The following is an 18,220-nucleotide window of genomic DNA, read 5'->3' on the forward strand; positions in this document are numbered from 1 at the left end:
TTGGTTTCGTCACCTATAACTTCGAGAATTTGGGGAGGTACTCCTTTTTCTATGCTCAAAAAAACCAGGTATAGCAAGGGTTTTTAATTATGAAATTGTCTCCGGAATACAATAGATTCTATTTTGAAGGCATTTTTACAGCATTCTAATGTACAAAATGCAGCTGCTACCGTTCCAGCACCTACAGCATCCGAAGGACTGCTGCGGGAATATTCACAATATTAAACCTGATGCTCTACTAGGGCAGACGCTGGCAGGGAAGCTGCCAGTCCGGGGTATCAGGTCGTGCCGCGCTCCACAGCCGTTACCGGGAACGTATTCACCATCGCCACCGTCTGGCCCTCGATCTGCTGGACCGCCAGCTCCATAATGGCTTCGCTCATCTCCTGAATCGGCTGCCGGACAGTGCTTAGACGCGGTGAGATCAGCGAGGCAAGCTGCACATCATCATAGCCCACAATGCGCATCGCTGACGGAATCTCCTTGCCGAGCAGGTTGCATGCATGAATGACCTCGGCGGCAATCACATCACTGCTGGCAAATACGCCGTCAATCTCAGGATGCTCCTGAAGGTAGGCGGCAATGGCAGTGTCCCCTCCGGTGTAGCTCCCCTCTTCAACCTCCAGCTGTAAGTACATTGGCGCAAGCCCGGCATGCTTCAGCGCCTCTTCGTACCCCTGCCTTCTCAAGCCGGCCAGCATGAAGTGATGCTGGGGACCGTCGATCCCCCGCTGGATATAGACCGTGTGCCGGCAGCCCTTGCCGATTAATAGCCGGGCAGCCAGCCGGCCGCCCTCCAGATTATCCGAGGTGACCACTGGTATATCCTCTGAGATTACACGGTCGAAGGAGACGATCGGCAGGCCCAGGTGAAGGTAATGCTGCACATCCAGCACGGCACTGCCCATGATGATGGCATCGACCTGGTTTTTTTTGAGCATCTCGATATAATCTACTTCCTTGGAGACGTTGCGGTTGGAATTGCAGAGCAGCAGCTTGTAGCCCTTAAGGTCTGCATAATATTCGAGATAGCCGGTCAGCTCGGCAAAAAAAGGATGGGAAATCGCCGGGATGATCAGCCCGATCATATTCGATTTTTTGCGGAACAGGGCCCGGGCCATTTCATTCGGCTGATAATTCATTTCCTTCATCACCCGGTAGACCTTCTCCTTCGTCTTGTCACTGATATACCCTCTATTGTTAAGGACTCTGGACACTGTATTGACAGAAAGTCCTGCCTGCTTTGCGACGTCCTTCAGATTCGCCATAGGAACCACCTTGCTTTTTAGTTCCAATTATAGATGAATTCGGGTTAGATTTCAGCTATAACGTCAACCTCCCCTATTTCAGCGCTCCCTCCGTGATCCCCTTGATGATCTGTTTTTGCAGGAACAGGTAGATGATCAGCACGGGAATGATCGTCATAATCAGCCCGGCCATCAGCGGCGCATAGTCCACAGAATAGGAGGAGAAGAAGGTATACGTGGACAGCGGCAGTGTCTTCTGATCCGGCGACAGCAGCACCAGACTAGGCAGAAGATAGTCATTCCAGATCCAGAGCACATCGAGCACCAGCAGGGTGACGAACACCGGCTTCAGCAAGGGCAGCACAATACTGAAAAACGTCCGCAGCGTGCTGCTCCCTTCGATAAACGCCGATTCTTCCAGCTCATAAGGAATCCCCTTGATAAAGCCGTGGAACGTGAAGACGCCGAACGGCACTCCGAAGCCGAGATACATGAACAGCAGCGTCAGCTTGGTATTCAGCAGCCCCATATTTCCGTACAGCATCACCATGGGAATCATCAGCACCTGGAAGGGCAGAGCCATGGAGGCCAGCATGAGGAAAAAGAAGATGGAATTCACCTTCCATTTGTAGCGTACGAACAAGTACCCGGTCATCGCCGAGAAAATAATAATGATCGTAACGGAAATCCCCGTAATGATCAGCGAGTTCATGAATCCCTGCATAAAGTCCATATTGTCGAAAGCGCTGGCATAGTTCTTGAAATTAATCGTTGTCGGCAGTGACAGCGGGCTCTCGAAGAATTGCTGGGTGGTCTTGAAGGAATTCATAATAATCAGCAGAAACGGTGTTAAAAAGGCGAACAGCAGCAGGTACAGGAATCCTGTCCGCAGGCCCGAGAGGATGCGCCGGTTAGCATTCATTAAGATTCCACCTCCAGCTTCTTCAGCAGATAGGATTGCGTCAAGGCGATAATCGCTACGACAGCGAACAGAACGACTGCCTCTGCCTGGCCGACACCGTATTGATTGGACAAGAAGGCTTTTTGCACGATATGGTAGGTGGCCAGCTCCGTTGAATTGAACGGTCCGCCCTTGGTTAAGGCCAGGTTGATGTCATACGTTAAGAAGGATCGGGACAGGGAGATGAAAATACAGATGACGATCGCAGGAACCGTCAGCGGCAGGATGATTCTGCGAATCACTGAAGTCCGTCCCGCTCCGTCGATGCTCGCCGCCTCCAGCACATCATTCGGAACGCCGGTGAAGCCCGCGATATAAATGATCATCAGATACCCGACCAGCTGCCAGGCAGTTGCAATGATCAGCGCCCAGAATGCCGTCCCCGTATTCGTCAGCCATGAGGTCTGAAACAGCTCCCAGCCGTATTTCGCACCAAGGTAAGGCAGCACCTGTGAGAAAAGCGTCTGCCACAGGTATCCGAGTACGATCCCGCCGACCAGATTGGGTGTGAAGAAGCCTGTGCGCAGCCATTGTTCCCCTCTCCCGCCTCTCGTCAGGGCGAGTGCGATGAAGAAAGCGAACACATTGGCAATCACCACGGTGAAGAAGACATACTTCAGGGTGAACCACAGCTGCTGAAGGAACACCTTATCCCTGAATACCTCCAGATAATTCGTGAAGCCGATCAGGCTGCTGTCGCCTGTCCGGACATCCCAGTTCGTGAAGGTCAAATATAAGCCGACGATGAACGGTATAATCACAACGGCGGCAAAAGCGAAGATCGAGGGACCTCCGAAGACCAGAAACGTCCCCGCATTCTTCAGTGATAGCTTTTTGTTCATAGTGCTGCCCCCTTTCCTCTTAACAGGCTGAACTGGAGAATTTTTTATGTTTTGGGATTAGCCGCGACTCCAGAGAAGTTTTGGACTTCCGGCCGCTGCCCTTCTGCAGATTTCTTGATTTTATACCGTTTTTAACGGTTGAAATCCGCAGACAAAGGCGGTCGCTATCGCTCCTTCAGTTCCAAAATTCCCCTCCGCCACTTTTCCCTTAACTTAAGTCTTCAAGTTCAATAAATAGAGATTCTCTATTTCCCTGCATATGATTTCCAGTAATCCTGAACCTCCTGCGCAAGCCCCTGGCGGTCGATATTGCCTACCAGATACTTCTGCATCGCAGCGCCGGTCTTGGCCCAGTAATCCTGCGGCAAGTAATTAATCACACCGATATTGATGATGTTCCCTTGCTTCACATATTCGCTGACGGCATTGGACATGATGTTGGTGCTCTGTGCCTTGAGATCCTTATACGGCATGGACAGCCCCATATCGGTAATAATAGCCTTCTGGCCGTCCTCGCTGCTGACCATCCATTCGATGAATGCTTTGGCGGCTTCCTGCTGCTCCGGTGTAGACTTCGAATCATCGATGGCGAACAGCTTAGGCTCGCTGTAGGCGACTTGTGCGTTGCCGAAATCCTCTGGATTATTGCTAATAGGCAGCGGTAGGATACCGAAGTCAGCATCACGGCCTTCCAGCGTTCCGATGACCGCCCAGCTCCAGTCTCCCATGAAGTAGAAGGCGGCAGCTCCCTTGGCGAAATCTGCGCTGTCACGGTTATAATCGGCAACGAGCGGGTCGCTCTTACGTGCGTTGTATTTTTTCAACAGATCGAAGGTATCCATCAGTCCGGTAAACTGCGGATTCTCCGTCAGCTTAACCTGCCCGTTCTTCAGCTCCTCCACGAACTTCCGGTTGTCCTCCACCTTCTGCGACTGCAGGGAATAGGTCAATCCCAGATAGTGGGCGCCGAGCGACCAGTCTGCCCCGTGAAGCATGACCGGTGCTTTGCCAGCCGCTTCAATCTTCTTGAAGACCGCTTCCAGATCATCACGGGTCTTCACCGATGCTGGATCAAAGGCACCGCCGATACCCTCTTCTACCGCACGCTTGTTGTACAGCAGACCGTAGCCTTGGGCAGTCCAGGGAATACCCAGAAATTGTCCGTCCAGCAACGCGCCGTCGATAGCTCCCGGATTGGTCAGCGCTTCATACTTCGCCTTCTCCGGCTCTAAATCAAGAAAATCATCCTTATATTGAAGTATGGTGCCTGCATCCAGATTCACGATTGTCGCCGGATTGCCGGAGGCCAGCAGGGATTGGAACTTCTCAAGCTGCGCGCCGCCGATCGGCGTAGGAATCAGTTCAATCGTCACCTGCGGATTCTGCTCATGATACTTCTTGAACAGCTCCTCGAATACGGTATTGACTTCTGCAGAAGTATTGAAGAAAGTTAGCTTAACGTCCTTGGAGGCTTGCTCTGTTTGTGTTCCCCCATTCCCCTTGTCTTCCTTGACAGCACTGTTCGTTGAATTCCCCTTGGAACAGCCTGCGAGTAATCCGGTGACCACCGTCAGAGCGATAGCGAAGCTTGCAGCTTTTCTCAATTTCAACTGAAATCCCCCCATACTTATGATTGTTTTGAATGCGCATACATTTCGGATGCAACTTTATGATAACCGGTTAACATATCTATGTCAATCGGTTATCATATTTAAATTTTAGCTAATTAAAAGGGGTGAGTGCGGCGCTGGCGGCGGTGTGTTCGGTTTTCCGACTACATTTGGACCACGCGCCGTTCCCAGTCGAATTGTAATCGGTTTTTCGATTACATTCAGTCCAAGCACCACGCCCAGGACAATTGTAATCGCTTTTTCGATTACATTCGGACCACGCGCCTCCGCCGCGCCTAATGTGGTCGGTTTTTCGATTACATCCGGCCCAAGCGCCCTCACCGCTGTCCAATGTAATCGGTTTTTCGCATACATCCGCCCCCCCCCCCCAGCGCTCGCTGCTGCCTATTGTATTTGGTTCTAGCAGGCCAGCAGCAAAAAAGGCTTCAGCTCGAATGAGCCGAAACCTTTGATATCAGGGGATAAGGCATAATCATTTAGGGAGAAGCTGTGCGGAGAAATTGTAATACCAAAGATATCTCCTCGGCGTTCGCTAGACTGTTGGTTAATCTATAATGAATACTCATGCTCCCACCCTTATCATTGCTCTCCCACGATTCTGTCACTAGCTTAACCTCCGGCTTGACGGGAAAAGTCTTGTCATCGACGGCATGGATAGAATCAAGCACCTTCTCTTTTTCTTCCTCAGAAGGGCTATAGTGTCCCATGAAGGCCTCCACAATTCTCCCTGCTTGCTGGTATCCAATCTCGGATCTCGGCAATCGTGTCACCAATTCATAACCTTCAATCAATTGATTATTGTCGAGTCGTATTCGTTGTCCGTACTTTTGATCCTCTGCCGTGAGTTCTTCATTCAGAGTAAGCGTGTTATTCTTATCTTCGTAATCGACCAAGTCCAGAGCGGCAATCCCTTCATCCTTTGTCATGGCAAACACAGTACGATGCTCCTCCACATGGTGAAACAGAGAATCGTAGGGATTGTCTTTTTGACAAGCACTCATAAGAAGCATGAACAAACCTATGAAGACCGCCATTAGGTATTTTCTATTCATCTTTAGTCACCTTCTCCAACAAAAGCATGTTTTTAAAGCCCCACTGCACCTCCATATTATTTTATTCTCTATAATCCTATATTACCCATTCCGCATTCCAAAATATCTCTTTTAAGTTGTTCTCTTTACATTTTTAGAAGAAATTCGACTACAAGTCAATATATCTTCGTTTAACTCTCTTCCTATTTAATTTAGCTAATAAGTGATTGATAGAGCCTGAGCCCCTTCTGCTCACGGCTCTATAGAATAGCATACCTTACAGCTTCCCCCGGTAATCCTGGGGCGTCATGCCGAACTGCTCCTTAAACACTTTGATGAAATATTGGCTGTTGGCGTAGCCGAGCTGCTCGGAGATCTCATAGATTTTCAGTTCGGAATCCCGGAGGCTTGCTACGGCCTGCTCCATCTTCCTATTCAGGATATACTCACTGATGCTGATCCCGCTGACCTGCTTGAACAGTCTGGAGACATATGCCGGATGGAGCGAGACCGCGTCCGCAACGAATTGCTGGCTGGCCTCTGCCAGATTAGCCGCGATACAGCTCTGCATCTCCTTGACGATGCCCATCCGATTATTCTGTGTATCCCGTTCGAGCTTGCCCTGCAGGGTATCCACCAGCGCCTCACCCCAGCTGACCAGTTGGGACATGGAACGGAAGAGAGTCTTATCCAGCAGCTCCCGCCCGACCAGATCGGACAGCAGGCTATGATTCTTATGGGCAATATAGTGAAAGGAGCCGAGAATCATGGTGCGGATCTCCTCAATATATTCTTCATTATAGGCCGGAAGGCTGTTGCTGAGCTCTCTCATCTGCTGCAGCCGTTCCTTATACCCCTGCCACTGGCCGGTCTCCAGCAGATGCATCAGTGTCGGAGAAGCATATAAGTCCTTGAGCGGCTGGACCGGCGAGCTCTTCTGCTTGTCTGTCAAGGAGATGAAATAGCCCTGGTCATTGCCCACTTGCTGTCTTAACGCCGACTGGGAATCCTCATACATGGCGCGGAGATCCAGCGGGAATTCGCCCGGGTAGGACAGAATCACCGAGATTCCACCATTCAGATATTCATTCACACTGCTGTGCAGCTGATGGGTATTATGGGTTAGCTGCTTCAGAATCTTGCCCTGGTCAACCGCCCCAGCTTCATTGCTCTTCACAATAAACACCAGGTTCTCGTAAGCATCCCGGCCATGCCACATCTCGAAGCAAGGGCCCAGCAGCTCGCAGGCAATGTTCGTCACCGCGTATTCAAAGAGCAATTGGCTATCCAGCCCGAAGTTCGTGAAATGCTCCTCCAGACGGATCAGAATCAGGAAGACCCGGTCGTTCACTTGAAAATCGATCTGATACCCGCTCAGCTTGTCCTTCAGCCGTTCCTGCGGATAAGACTTGCCCTGAATCAGCTCGGCCAGCAGCTTATCCTTCAGCGCCGGAAGATGCTCACGGAAGGCCAGCATCGCCTGCTCATAAGATGCCGTCCGGTCGATTTCCTTCTTAATAGTCTTAATTGTGCTCTCCAGAGCCGTCCGCAGCTTCTCATGATCCAGCGGCTTGACGAGATACTCTACCACCCCATACTGGAGGGCTTCCCTTGCATATTCGAACTCGGCATAGCCGGTTAGCAGAATACACTTGATTCTCCGGTGGGTCCCCCGTACCTGCTTCACCAGCTCCAGCCCGCTCATCCCCGGCATGGCAATATCCGTAATGACTATATCCACCGGGTATTGCCCGATCATCTGCATGGCCTGGGCGCCGGAGTAGGCTTTGTATACTTTGTCAATCCCGAAGTCCTGCCATGGAAAAGCAAGCTCCAGATCATCTACGACATATTGTTCGTCATCTACCAGCAGAATTTGCAGAATGAGCTTCTCCCTCCTTTTCAATCCGAATCCGGTAACAGGTGCCTTCGGACAGCACGGAGTCTACGGATAACCCGGAGTCTTTGCCAAAATACAAGCGCAGCCGCTGATTCACATTCCTTAGCCCCGTTCCGAGCTGTTCATTGCTGATAATATTATCCTCGATATGGCGGCGGACCGCGCCGAGCCGTTCCTCCGTCATGCCGATTCCGTTATCCTTCACGGTAATCAGAAGATACGAATCCACTTCTTCCGCTGTGATCGAGATAATTCCGGGCCTTAAGTTCGGTTCAATTCCATGCTTAATACAATTCTCAACGAGCGGCTGCAGAATCATCCTTGGCAACCGGTATCTGCCCGCCTCTGCCGTGACACCGAACTCGAAGGTGATTTCTTTTTTGCGCAGATGTACTATATGAAGATAATGCTCTACAAATTCCAGCTCATCCTGAAGGGAAGACTCCAGCTGTTCGATCTTGTGAATATACCGGCAGTACGAGGCCAGATGAAGCGTCATCGCGGTCACCGCCTGATAGTCTTCAATGCTGGCTTTGCTCTGGATGAAATTCAGGCAGTTATACAGAAAATGCGGATTAATCTGCGCCTGATATTGCTTCAGCTTCGCTTCCTTGACTTCAATCTCGCCCAGCAAGACCTGTTCAATCAGAATCTGGGTATTCTCGGCCATCCGGTTAAAAGAATTGCCGAGCACCTTGAACTCATTGACCTGCAGATCGACGGCACGGCTGGAAAAGTCGCCCCGGTCGAACCGGTCAATCGCCTTCCGTAGCATGATCACAGGCTTCTGAACCTGCTTGCGGAGCAGCAGGGTGTAGAACATAATACCCACCAGCACCACCAGTACCGCATAGAGGAACAGCCGGTTATTGCGGTTAATCGGTTCGATATACTGGCGCTTGGGATAGGCGTCAATGAAATACAAATCCAGCATGTCCGACTTCATATAGTTAATCTGATACTCTGTACGGTTCACTGTAGCGGAGATTGTGCCCCGGTTCCCGCTGATCCCAGGGCTGATCGACTGTAACAGCTCCTGCGGAAACGCCGCCCCCGGCTGGATAAAGGCCCGCTCAGAGGCATCGTATAGCAGCGGCATACCCGAGACATACTGATCCATCATTTTCACCAGATTATCCAGAGAAATCCTGACTTCAATTAACAGCGAGCTGATATGACTGCGCATGATGTTGGAGTAATATCCCTTGCCTTCCTTATCCGTGTGCAGCACCCAGCGGTTCCGCGCCTGCTCCGGGGGACTGAAGGTGCTGAAGGAGAAGGAGGAATCTGAGGATACCGTCTCTTTCTCATCCTCATAATACAGAATCACTGTATTCTTCCAGGAGGTAGAGGCCGTGTTCAGGGCCAGCTTATCGATGATGGTCAGCTTCATCTCATATTTGGAATATTGATCCCCGAACTTCAGAATATAAGGATATCCACGCACAGACTGGTCCTGTGACAAAGTAATGGTATTTGTCAGCACCTGTTCAAATTGCGTGGATAGCTGGGAGGTCATGAATTCAACCTCGTACATTTTGTTTTTTCTCAGCTCATTCTGAATGTCCTTCACGTTCAGCCGGTAGATGAGCCAAAACGCACCTACAATGATCAGCAGCATCAGCATCAGGACAAACGACAGCCACTGAAAGATAGACAGACGATATTTCACATTGCCCTCCTCCAAATGAAAGGACGGCCTAGGGGCCGCCCTTATTCTTTATATCTTTATTTCTGCAGAGATTGATACCATTCATTGACCTCTGTGGTCACTTTGTCGCCGCCTGTAGTTTTCCATTTCTCTACAAAGGTATCGAATTCGTCTACCGGCGCTTTGTCATAAATAATTTTGTTCAGAATTTCCTTCTCCAGCTTCTCCAGCATATCTCCACGGGCGAGCTGAGTTTCAGTAGGTGTACCTGTGAACATCTCAGGCATTACACTGTCCTTCTGGTCGACGATGATCTTGGCTGCTAAGATCTGCTCAGGAATACGCTCGGACAGATTCTTCTCATACTGGTTAGCAGGCTCAGCGCCGCCGGCCAGCTTGGCCAGTGTATTCATCATCAGGTTAGGAATAATAGCTCCATCGTAGGTCAAAGTGTAACGGATCGCATCTACCCAGCCGCCTGGAATCTTATCCGTATCCTGCTCTTTCAGGACGGTTCCGTCTTCAGCGATATCATAGTCATAGCCTTTGGCGAAGCCGTTCACGAAGGTTGTGCTGTCCGGGTTGGCCCAGTTATCAAACAGATAGTTCTGGTAGACGAAGAATGCGTCTTTATGCTCCATATCCTTGTTGATCAATACAGCACCGGAGGCGATCTTCGTGCCGTGTCTGCCAACCTTGCCATCCGGGCCTGCCGGAAGAGGATAAGCCTTATGCACTGCACCTGGAACGTTCTTCTGCAGATCCGGCAGCGGCCAGCCTGTCATCCAGTAAGGGCCGACAATGATACCGGATTTGCCTGCTGTAAAAGCTTCTGTCGCTTTGTTCTCATCATACAGTCCGGATTCGGAGGAGATATACCCTGCCTTCATCCATTTCTGCATCGTTGCCAGACCTTCCTTCATCTCCGGCTGAACAGAACCGTAAGCGAGCTGGTTGTCCGCTGTCTTGTTCCACTGGTTAGGCATAGCGCCGAACATCCCGAAAACCCATCCGGCTTCCGACATCCATGTGTTCAGGTTGTTTTTGAAGCCTACAGCCAGTCCCGTTGTATCCTTCTTGCCGTTGCCGTCAGGGTCCTGGTTCGTGAACGCATCCAGCACGGTTTCCAGCTCAGCCAGATTTGTCGGAGCCTTAAGGTTCAGCTTCTTCAGCCAATCCTCACGGATATACATAACCGGATCATTATTATAAGCGTTTTCCAGAATCGGGATACCCATACGCTTGCCGTCTCTCATGTAGGGATTCCATACGGTTGGCTCTTCGGCCATCGCTTTTTTGTAGATATCGGAAGCATATTTGTCGAACAATTCGCCCGCATCGGTGAACTGGCCGCTGTCAATCAGATCGGAAATCAGGGAAGGGCTGCCGCGGAAAGAGATGATGTCCGGCATTTTCTCACCAGAAGTAAGCATCAGGCGCAGCTTGGTTTCATAGGCGTTGTTCTGGTCACTTACGGTCCAGAGATACTTGATGTCAATGCCCAGCGTATCCTTGGCCCATTTGGTGTGCACGTTATTCTCGATGTTCTCGCCATTCTTGAATTTCAGGCTGCTTGCGATGGGAAATACCGTTGAAATGGTTACCGGCTCTGTATATTTGCCATTCTCAAAGGGAGCCGAATACATAGCGTCTTCGCTTGCCGCCGGCTTGTTGTCCCCTTCTGCCTTCTTGTTGTCAGCATTTCCGCCGCATCCGGCCAGCAGGCTGCCCAGCATGACTGTGGATAACACTGCCGCCGCAGAGAATTTCATTTTCTTTATCATTTAATCTTGCACCCCTTTAATTAAAATTTAATCATATTAATTATATGAGTCAATCTTTTTTCGCTTCCAGCGCGTGCATCACCCCCTTTAAGTAGGAAGGACGGCTATTCCTTAACCGCCCCGAGGACAATTCCCTTCACGAAGAAACGCTGCAGGAATGGATACACGATGAGGATCGGTGCCATCCCGATGAAGATCTGAGCGGCTTTGACCGTTCTTTGCGAAATATTCTCCAGATCCTCCGGCCGTACGGTCACCTTACTGAAGTCCTGCTGGACAATGACCGACTGCAGGAAGGTCGCCAGCGGATAGTTGCGGTGATCCGTCATATACAGCAGGCCGTCGAACCAGGAGTTCCAGTGACCGACAATCGTGAACAGCGACAGTGTCGCAATGGCCGGCATGGATACCGGGAGATACACGCTGAACAGTGTTCTGAAATGACCTGCGCCGTCGATGAAGGCGGCTTCTTCCATTTCTTTGGGCACGGCCCGGAAGAAGTTAAGCAGCAGAATGATATTCCATACCGAGACGGCACCCGGCAGAATCAGTACCCATAAGGAGTTCATCAGGTGCAGCTTCTGAATCAGAATGTACATCGGCACCAGACCGCCGCTGAACAGCATGGTGAAGACCAGCAGCCAGATATACATGTTCCGGCGTCTGAACCGGGCGTTCTCTTTGGACAGCGCATAGGCGGCCAGAATGACTATTCCCATGCTAAACAGAGTGCCCAGCACCGTGCGCTGCAGCGTCACCCAGATGGACCGGATGAAATTCTCGTTGGCGACGGTCTTGGTATATGCGTCCACTGTGAAATCTACCGGCCACAGACCCACCAGATTGGCATTGGCTGCCGATTTCCCGCTGAACGATACAGCAAGCACGTGAATCAGCGGGACAACACACATGATCGAAACTGCGATCATCAGGATATAGTTGAACACGGTGAAGATGCGGTAAGGTTTTGTTTTATGATACATGCCCTATTAGCCTCCATTCTAGAAAATACGGTAGTTAGCAAATTTATACGAAAGGCGGTAAGCTGTTACGATCAAGACAAAGCTGACAACGGATTTGAACAATCCGACCGCTGTGGAGAAGCTGAACTTACCGTCAACAATTCCTAGTCTGTAGACAAATGTATCGATGATGTCCCCTTTATCGAAGACAAGCGCGTTATACAGGTTGAAGATCTGATCAAAGCCTCCGTTAAGCACGTTACCCAGCGCCAGTGTTCCTACCACAATGGTAATCGGCAGCATGGCCGGCATCGTAATAGACCATGTCTGCTGCCAGCGTCCTGCTCCGTCTACCTCAGCCGCTTCATAGAGTGCCGGGTTAATTCCCGCCAGGGAGGCCAGGAAGACGATGGTGTTGAAGCCGAACTCTTTCCAGACATCACTCACTACAACGACAAACCGGAACCAGTTCCCGTCACCCAGGAAGAAAATCGGCTGGATGCCGAATACACTGACCAGCACCTGGTTGATCAGGCCGCCGTCTCTGGCCAGCAGGTCGGAGAGGATACCGCCCAGGATCACCCATGACAGGAAGTGGGGCATATAGACAATGGTTTGTACCATTTTTTTGAATGCCATCTTGCGGATCTCATTCAGCAGCAGTGCGAATAAGAAGGGAACGATCAGGTTAGCGATCATTTTCAGACCGGCAATAATCAGTGTGTTCCAGATGATCTGAACGTTCTCGGGAATACTGAACAGATATTCAAAATGCTCCAGCCCCACCCACTTGGAGGCATTGAACCCTAAGCCCGGCTTGTAATTCTTGAAGGCAATCGCAAGGCCTGTCATTGGAATGTAGGCGAAGATCAAGGTAAGGATCAATGCCGGCAGAACCATCAGATCGAGACTAATCGTCGATTTCCATTTCGATTTTTTTCGGGGACTCCCCGCATTTACATCCAGTTTCTCGCCTTTTACGCTGGCTGGCGTAACCAAGTTTTTCATGCTTCTGCTCCCCTTTGCTGGTCAACGTGTATCCGTTTACTTTGTTTATAAATTAATAATACCTAGCCGGACATGACAGATACATGATAAATACAGAGCATCGATAACAAAATGATAACCACAACAGTTTTGGACTTAGCATTACGGTAGCACTTGGGTGGACGCTCCGCGAACGGACCGTTGTTACAAGCGGTAAAAATCCGGAGACCAAGGCGACCGCTGCCGCTTTTCCGCAGGTCGTTCCGTCCTCTCCGCTGTTTAAGCGGGGTTAATGGTACTGAAACTCCCAATACAAAAAGCAGCGGCCCCCCCTTATCGGGAGAACCGCTGCTCGAATCAATGCTATAGACTTGCGGACACTACTCTACTAATGGAGACTGATTATCCGGTACACTACCACAGCAGCCTGTTCCTTGGTCATCTGGGCCTTCGGCAGGAAGTAACCGCTGCGCGCGCCTTGGATGACTCCGGCAGCCCGCAGCTTCTCAATAGCGCCTGAAGCTTCCGCGCTCAGCTGGTTCAGATCCTTGAAGCTGTGAACAGCAGGGGAATCGCCCTTCAGCATGATCTGCTCCAGCTGGATGAGCCGGTTCAACATGACCGCCATTTCTTGACGGCTGAGTGTATCGTTGGGACTGTAATGTCCGTCTGCTCTACCTTTTACAATGCCTAAAGCTCCAGCAATGTGGATAGCCTCGGCATATGGGGAATTCGTACCGACATCCTTGAAGCCTGGAGCGGCTGCGGCAGCTTGAAGGTCAAAAGCATCGACCAGCAGCTGGGCAAATTCCGCCCGGTTCATCAATACCCCCGTCTCATAGGAAGCCTCTGCTCCCAGAGGAAGTATTCCTTTTGCAACCAGAGCTTCAACGCTCTCGGCAGCCCAGTTGCTGCCCTTGTGATCCGGCAGTTTCACTGTTGCAGCTGCATATTGTCCAAACTCCTTGGTCTTAAAGGAGACATAGCCTGTAGCCGGATCATATTGACGATCCTTCACAACTGCAAGCTTGCCAATCTCCAACACCCGGTAGACCGCAAGCTGGTGCGCCCGCTCGCCTGACTTAAGCTCATAAGGCAGCAGCAGGGTAAGCGCAGCAGCGTCAACCGCTGTAATCTTGGCTCCATGGATAGCAAGCGAGAAGTCAAGTACTGCCGCTCCATCCAAGCGGGTCTTCACCGCTGCCGGCCAGCCGTCCTGGCCCACACGCTTCACGTGAAGCTGAAGAACATCCCCGGCCTGCGTATCCTGCAATTTCAGCAGCTGTGTGTTCAGGCTCAGCACTGCCCCGAAGCTGCTCTCAATTTGAATCTCCTTAATCTTCGGCTGTGCGGCCAGACTCTGCAGCGGAAGCTTAAGCTGCAGCGCTGCGGCTCCAGAGGCAGGCTTGACGGCAATCTTCAGAATGCCGCTGTCCAGCGACTGAAGCACGGCCTGACTTACTGCATCCGGCGTGAGATCAACATTCAGCATTCCAGCCTTATCCGGGGATGGCTGAAGGGTAAGCTTGCCGTCCGTGAAGACCGCTGCCGGAGCAGGTGACTTCACAGATGGTGCAGAGCCAGGCGATGGAGACGAAGAAGTGCTATCTGTAGGGGTTGGCGGTGCCGCCTCAGGCGCCACAAAGGTCAAAATCCCGAAATTGGAGGTATCCCGCCACGTATCCTCGCCCCTGTCATTCCATTTACTCGTACTGCGGGTGCCATCGCCCCGATCATCATTGATCTGGAGATCAAGCCCGATAGAGCTTCCCGCCAATGCCTTGATCGTGCCGAAATTTATCTTAGCTTCGACGCGGTACCCGGTGTCCGTATGGACCACCGCGCTGGTCAATCTGCTGTCCGAGGCTCCTCCGCCAAAGGAGGCCACATTATTAATATTAATCCGGTATTGGCCGTCATCCCCCTCATAATACGGGGTTCTGCTGAAATTCTCATCGATGAAGATCTCCACGGAATCCTGGTCCCATGGATTCGCGGCATCCGCCTTCAGCAAGGCGTCCTTCACATCTACGATCAGATAGAGGCTGTCCTCCGTCCACATCGATCTGGCTTCTGCGGTGGTGATGTAAGGCGCGGCAGACATTTTCACCTGAAAAGGCTTCGCCTTCTCCCACTGCGCATCCATCTGTCCGTCAATCTTCACCTGACCCTTCAGCGATTCCGCTGAATTAGGCATTGCAGAGAGCCTGAGAACCCCGTAATGGCTGGTGTCTGTGTCCTGGGACCGGCTTCTATCATTCCAGTAGGCAGGAACAGAATCCAGAGCACCGGCATCACTGACACGGATATCGAGACCTAGCTCCGCACCTGCGGCACCCTTGACGGTTACGAGCGGAATTCGCGCTTCAATGATATAACCGCCCTCACGTTCTGTGCTGGTGAAGCTGACTCCCTCGGTCCCGGGGCCCGAACGCGGCAAGCTGATCTTGCGGTCATCCGGCTCATAGGCCGTGGTCTTCCCATTGTTCTCATCCAGGAAAAGCTCAACCTTGTCTTCCCCGTTCAGACTTGCATCGGTTACGTCTACCTTCACATACAGGTTATCGGTATCCCACAGCGTATGAACCTTGGCCGTTACTGTACTGCCCTGTTCCAGCGGAATCCCTGCTGTTTTGCTCCACAGGGCTTTCCCGGCTGCGCCTGCCTGAGGCGTACCCTCAAGCGCCACGGCTACATTGTGAATGGCCGGCAGCTTGGACGGGTCCACCGCCCCCCAGAAAGCAGGCTTCGCCTTCAGCTGCTCATCGAACAACATGGCATGGTTGTTGTAGCTTTTCTCATCCTGCACACCCCAAATGGAGACCGAGGAAATCGTGTCCTTGTACTTCTTGTAGAGCTCAAACAGATCATTATAGCGTTTGCCCTGCCGTGCAGCGATATCTGCTGGCAGCGGAGCAGAAGGGCTGATGCCCGAATCTACGTCCAGCTCAGTGATTTGAATGTCCAGATCAAGCTGCGAGAATTGCTGAATCGTCTTTTCAATCTCCGAAATGGAGGGGGAGAACAGTCCGTGATGAGACTGGAGGCCCACGCCGTCAATCAGCTTCTTCGCCTTGAGCGTCTTCAGCAGCTTGTAGATATGCTCACGCTTTTCCGGTACCTCTGTGTAATAATCATTGTAATAGAGCTTCGCTTCCGGGTCCGCCGCACGGGCGAATTCGAACGCCTTCTCGATATAATCGGGGCCGATCAGGGTGTACCAAGGTGTTATTCTCATGCCATCCGGACCGCCGCCATTGTCGGCAATCGCTTCGTTCACTACATCCCAGGCATAGATTTTGCCCTTATAGCGGTGCATAACGGTCTCGATATAACTTTGCAGACGCGTAAGCAGCAGCTCTCTGCTGGCCGGCTGGCCGTCAGGACCCGTGAACATCCACTCCGCAGCATCGGTGTGCCACAGCAGCGCGTGTCCGCGAAGTCCCATTCCGTTCGCCTGGGCAAAATTCACATATTTATCCGCCCCGTCGAACACATAAGTGCCCTCGGAAGGCGCAAGGAATTTGGGCTTCATTTCATAGGTGGCTGTGATGCTGTTGAAATGCTTCTTCAGCAGTTCCCCATAGACCCCTTCCATTTGCCAGGAGTACGCAGCAGCACCAATGGCGAAATCGTTCGCATAGATGTCTTTTAGCGCAGGGATATCCTGTTCAATGCTCATCTCAGGCGCAGGCTGGGCAACCACATCATCTACATAAAAAGATAACGTATCAACAGTCTCCTCTGTAATATAAGGAGTCTCCACGAACAGGTTCACCTCAGACGGCTGGTCGCTGTACTGGAAAGTCCCCTTCAGCAGATGCCATTGATCCCACTGATCAGCCTTAATGTCAACCTTATCAATCGCATTCCAGCTCTCGGAGCCGGCCTTCTTATACACCGTCATTTGCAGACTTTTGTCGGCCTCCGGCTTCTCCTTCAGGCGGACATACAGCGAGAACTGGTAGCTCTTGCCCGGCCGCAGATGCTCCTTCACACTCAGGCTTGGCCCATGGAAGCTGCGCTCTCTCCCCTCTACCAGCATACTGTGAGTTCCGGTATTAGCCGTATCCTGACTCACCGACAACGATTCCGGGCCAATCCGGTTCTTCCAGCCCTGAAGCGTTCCGTCTTCAAAATCCGTACGCAGCCCTTCCTCCCCCTCCGGGACTTCAGCTGCTGCGATGGTAATCTTGATATCATCCACGTAGAATGCGGTTCCTGCTGCGGCTTCTGCATAAATCTCCGTGAAGCCTACCTTATCGCCTGTAATAAAAGTACCTTCCAGATACGTCCAGTCCCCGGACCACTTCGCTCCGCTAAGTTCCGCTACAAGCGTCCAGTCCTCTTTTTCGCCGATTTTGGTATGTACCGTGAATTTGACCGGCGCCGGAGATTTCACCCATGCTCCCACGGTGTAGGCTGTGTTCGGAGTCATGTGGTCCGTCAGAACCTGATTGGGCCCTTCCCAATCCTTGGTCCGGCCATCCACGTACAAACTGTAGGAGCCTCCATGATAGACCTCCTTCGTTACTGTAAGCTGTTCGTCGCCTTTCTTGGTCCAGCCTTGTGCGGTGCCGTCCTCATAGTCCGAAGCAAGAACAACTGCCGGGCCTCCCTCAGCGGCAGCATAGACCGGTGTCCGCATCGGCAGCACCGAAGCCGCGAAGACGACCAGCGCCAGCGCGAGGCTCATCATTCGTTTACGCTTGAGCATCTGTACCCTCCTAATTTTCATCTTAATTAAGCGCTTACATAATGAATTATAGCTGATTGGAAATCGTTTACAAATAACAATTTGATAGGATTGATAACAAAATGATAAGCAGAGCGGGAAAAATTAGCTTGCTGCGCCTGTCGCCCGCTCCCCTTGCGCCAGCACATGTTGCGCTGTAGTCGGTTTTCCGATTACATTCGGCCAGCATAGCACCATCCGGCGCAATGTAGTCGGTTTTCCGATTACATTCGGTCCGCACAGTACCATCCAGCGCAATGTAGTCGGTTTTCCGATTACATTTGGTCCGCACAGCAACACCTGGCGCAATGTAGTCGGTTTTCCGATTACATTCGGCCAGCACAGTACCATCCAGCGCAATGTGATCGGTTTTCCGATTACATTTGGTCCGCACAGTACCATCCAGCGCAATGTGATCGGTTTTCCGATTACATTCGGCCAGCATAGCACCATCCGGCGCAATGTAGTCGGTTTTCCGATTACATTCGG

13 protein-coding genes are annotated in these 18,220 nt (G+C 51.5%); all 13 read right to left on the minus strand.

Translation table 11 applies throughout. The features are described from left to right. Window positions 1-278 precede the first annotated feature (278 nt). Window positions 279-1,268 (minus strand): LacI family DNA-binding transcriptional regulator, encoded by a 990-nt coding sequence (locus tag ACFSX3_RS18825; RefSeq protein WP_209988461.1) that lies wholly within the window; start codon window positions 1,266-1,268, stop codon window positions 279-281. 73 nt (window positions 1,269-1,341) lie between these two features. Beyond that, window positions 1,342-2,169 (minus strand): carbohydrate ABC transporter permease, encoded by an 828-nt coding sequence (locus ACFSX3_RS18830; protein WP_209988458.1) that lies wholly within the window; start codon window positions 2,167-2,169, stop codon window positions 1,342-1,344. After that, window positions 2,169-3,050, minus strand: coding sequence for a carbohydrate ABC transporter permease (locus ACFSX3_RS18835; protein WP_036699404.1), 882 nt, complete (start codon window positions 3,048-3,050; stop codon window positions 2,169-2,171). Before ACFSX3_RS18835 ends, ACFSX3_RS18830 begins: the two co-directional genes overlap by 1 nt. Before the next feature lie 245 nt (window positions 3,051-3,295). After that, the gene (locus ACFSX3_RS18840) at window positions 3,296-4,660 is read right to left on the minus strand and encodes an ABC transporter substrate-binding protein (RefSeq protein ID WP_379313136.1); all 1,365 of its coding nucleotides are present in this window, start codon (window positions 4,658-4,660) and stop codon (window positions 3,296-3,298) included. Between the two features lie 108 nt (window positions 4,661-4,768). Then, window positions 4,769-5,035 (minus strand): hypothetical protein, encoded by a 267-nt coding sequence (locus ACFSX3_RS18845; protein WP_209988453.1) that lies wholly within the window; start codon window positions 5,033-5,035, stop codon window positions 4,769-4,771. 122 nt (window positions 5,036-5,157) lie between these two features. Continuing rightward, window positions 5,158-5,733 carry a hypothetical protein gene (locus tag ACFSX3_RS18850; RefSeq protein ID WP_209988450.1) on the minus strand — a complete coding sequence of 192 codons (576 nt, stop codon included), beginning with the start codon at window positions 5,731-5,733 and terminating at the stop codon, window positions 5,158-5,160. Window positions 5,734-5,989: 256 nt separating this feature from the next. Then, the gene (locus tag ACFSX3_RS18855) at window positions 5,990-7,618 is read right to left on the minus strand and encodes a response regulator (protein ID WP_209988448.1); all 1,629 of its coding nucleotides are present in this window, start codon (window positions 7,616-7,618) and stop codon (window positions 5,990-5,992) included. Next, the gene (locus ACFSX3_RS18860) at window positions 7,572-9,284 is read right to left on the minus strand and encodes a sensor histidine kinase (RefSeq protein WP_209988446.1); all 1,713 of its coding nucleotides are present in this window, start codon (window positions 9,282-9,284) and stop codon (window positions 7,572-7,574) included. Before ACFSX3_RS18860 ends, ACFSX3_RS18855 begins: the two co-directional genes overlap by 47 nt. 56 nt (window positions 9,285-9,340) lie before the next feature. After that, a complete protein-coding gene (locus ACFSX3_RS18865) occupies window positions 9,341-11,047 on the minus strand; it encodes an extracellular solute-binding protein (protein WP_209988442.1) in 1,707 nt (568 codons plus the stop codon). A 104-nt stretch (window positions 11,048-11,151) separates the two neighbouring features. Then, window positions 11,152-12,030 (minus strand): carbohydrate ABC transporter permease, encoded by an 879-nt coding sequence (locus ACFSX3_RS18870; RefSeq protein ID WP_209988440.1) that lies wholly within the window; start codon window positions 12,028-12,030, stop codon window positions 11,152-11,154. Window positions 12,031-12,048: 18 nt separating this feature from the next. Next, window positions 12,049-13,008 (minus strand): ABC transporter permease, encoded by a 960-nt coding sequence (locus tag ACFSX3_RS18875; protein WP_379258661.1) that lies wholly within the window; start codon window positions 13,006-13,008, stop codon window positions 12,049-12,051. 376 nt (window positions 13,009-13,384) lie between these two features. Then, a complete protein-coding gene (locus ACFSX3_RS18880) occupies window positions 13,385-17,713 on the minus strand; it encodes an endo-1,4-beta-xylanase (RefSeq protein ID WP_209988436.1) in 4,329 nt (1,442 codons plus the stop codon). 123 nt (window positions 17,714-17,836) lie between these two features. Next, window positions 17,837-18,220, minus strand: a 384-nt coding sequence (locus tag ACFSX3_RS18885; RefSeq protein ID WP_379313138.1) for a hypothetical protein, incomplete at its 5' end; no start/stop codon positions are given.

It is taken from the genome of Paenibacillus rhizoplanae (assembly GCF_042684125.1).
In the GTDB taxonomy this organism is placed as follows: Bacteria; Bacillota; Bacilli; order Paenibacillales; family Paenibacillaceae; genus Paenibacillus_AQ; species Paenibacillus_AQ rhizoplanae.

Excerpts from the sequence above, each read along its gene's own strand:
- ACFSX3_RS18865 (WP_209988442.1), bottom strand. The coding sequence starts at position 11,047 with ATGATAAAGAAAATGAAATTCTCTGCGGCGGCAGTGTTATCCACAGTC.
- ACFSX3_RS18835 (WP_036699404.1), bottom strand. The coding sequence starts at position 3,050 with ATGAACAAAAAGCTATCACTGAAGAATGCGGGGACGTTTCTGGTCTTC.
- ACFSX3_RS18845 (WP_209988453.1), bottom strand. The coding sequence starts at position 5,035 with ATGTATGCGAAAAACCGATTACATTGGACAGCGGTGAGGGCGCTTGGG.
- ACFSX3_RS18850 (WP_209988450.1), bottom strand. The coding sequence starts at position 5,733 with ATGAATAGAAAATACCTAATGGCGGTCTTCATAGGTTTGTTCATGCTT.
- ACFSX3_RS18825 (WP_209988461.1), bottom strand. The coding sequence starts at position 1,268 with ATGGCGAATCTGAAGGACGTCGCAAAGCAGGCAGGACTTTCTGTCAAT.
- ACFSX3_RS18880 (WP_209988436.1), bottom strand. The coding sequence starts at position 17,713 with ATGCTCAAGCGTAAACGAATGATGAGCCTCGCGCTGGCGCTGGTCGTC.
- ACFSX3_RS18830 (WP_209988458.1), bottom strand. The coding sequence starts at position 2,169 with ATGAATGCTAACCGGCGCATCCTCTCGGGCCTGCGGACAGGATTCCTG.
- ACFSX3_RS18870 (WP_209988440.1), bottom strand. The coding sequence starts at position 12,030 with ATGTATCATAAAACAAAACCTTACCGCATCTTCACCGTGTTCAACTAT.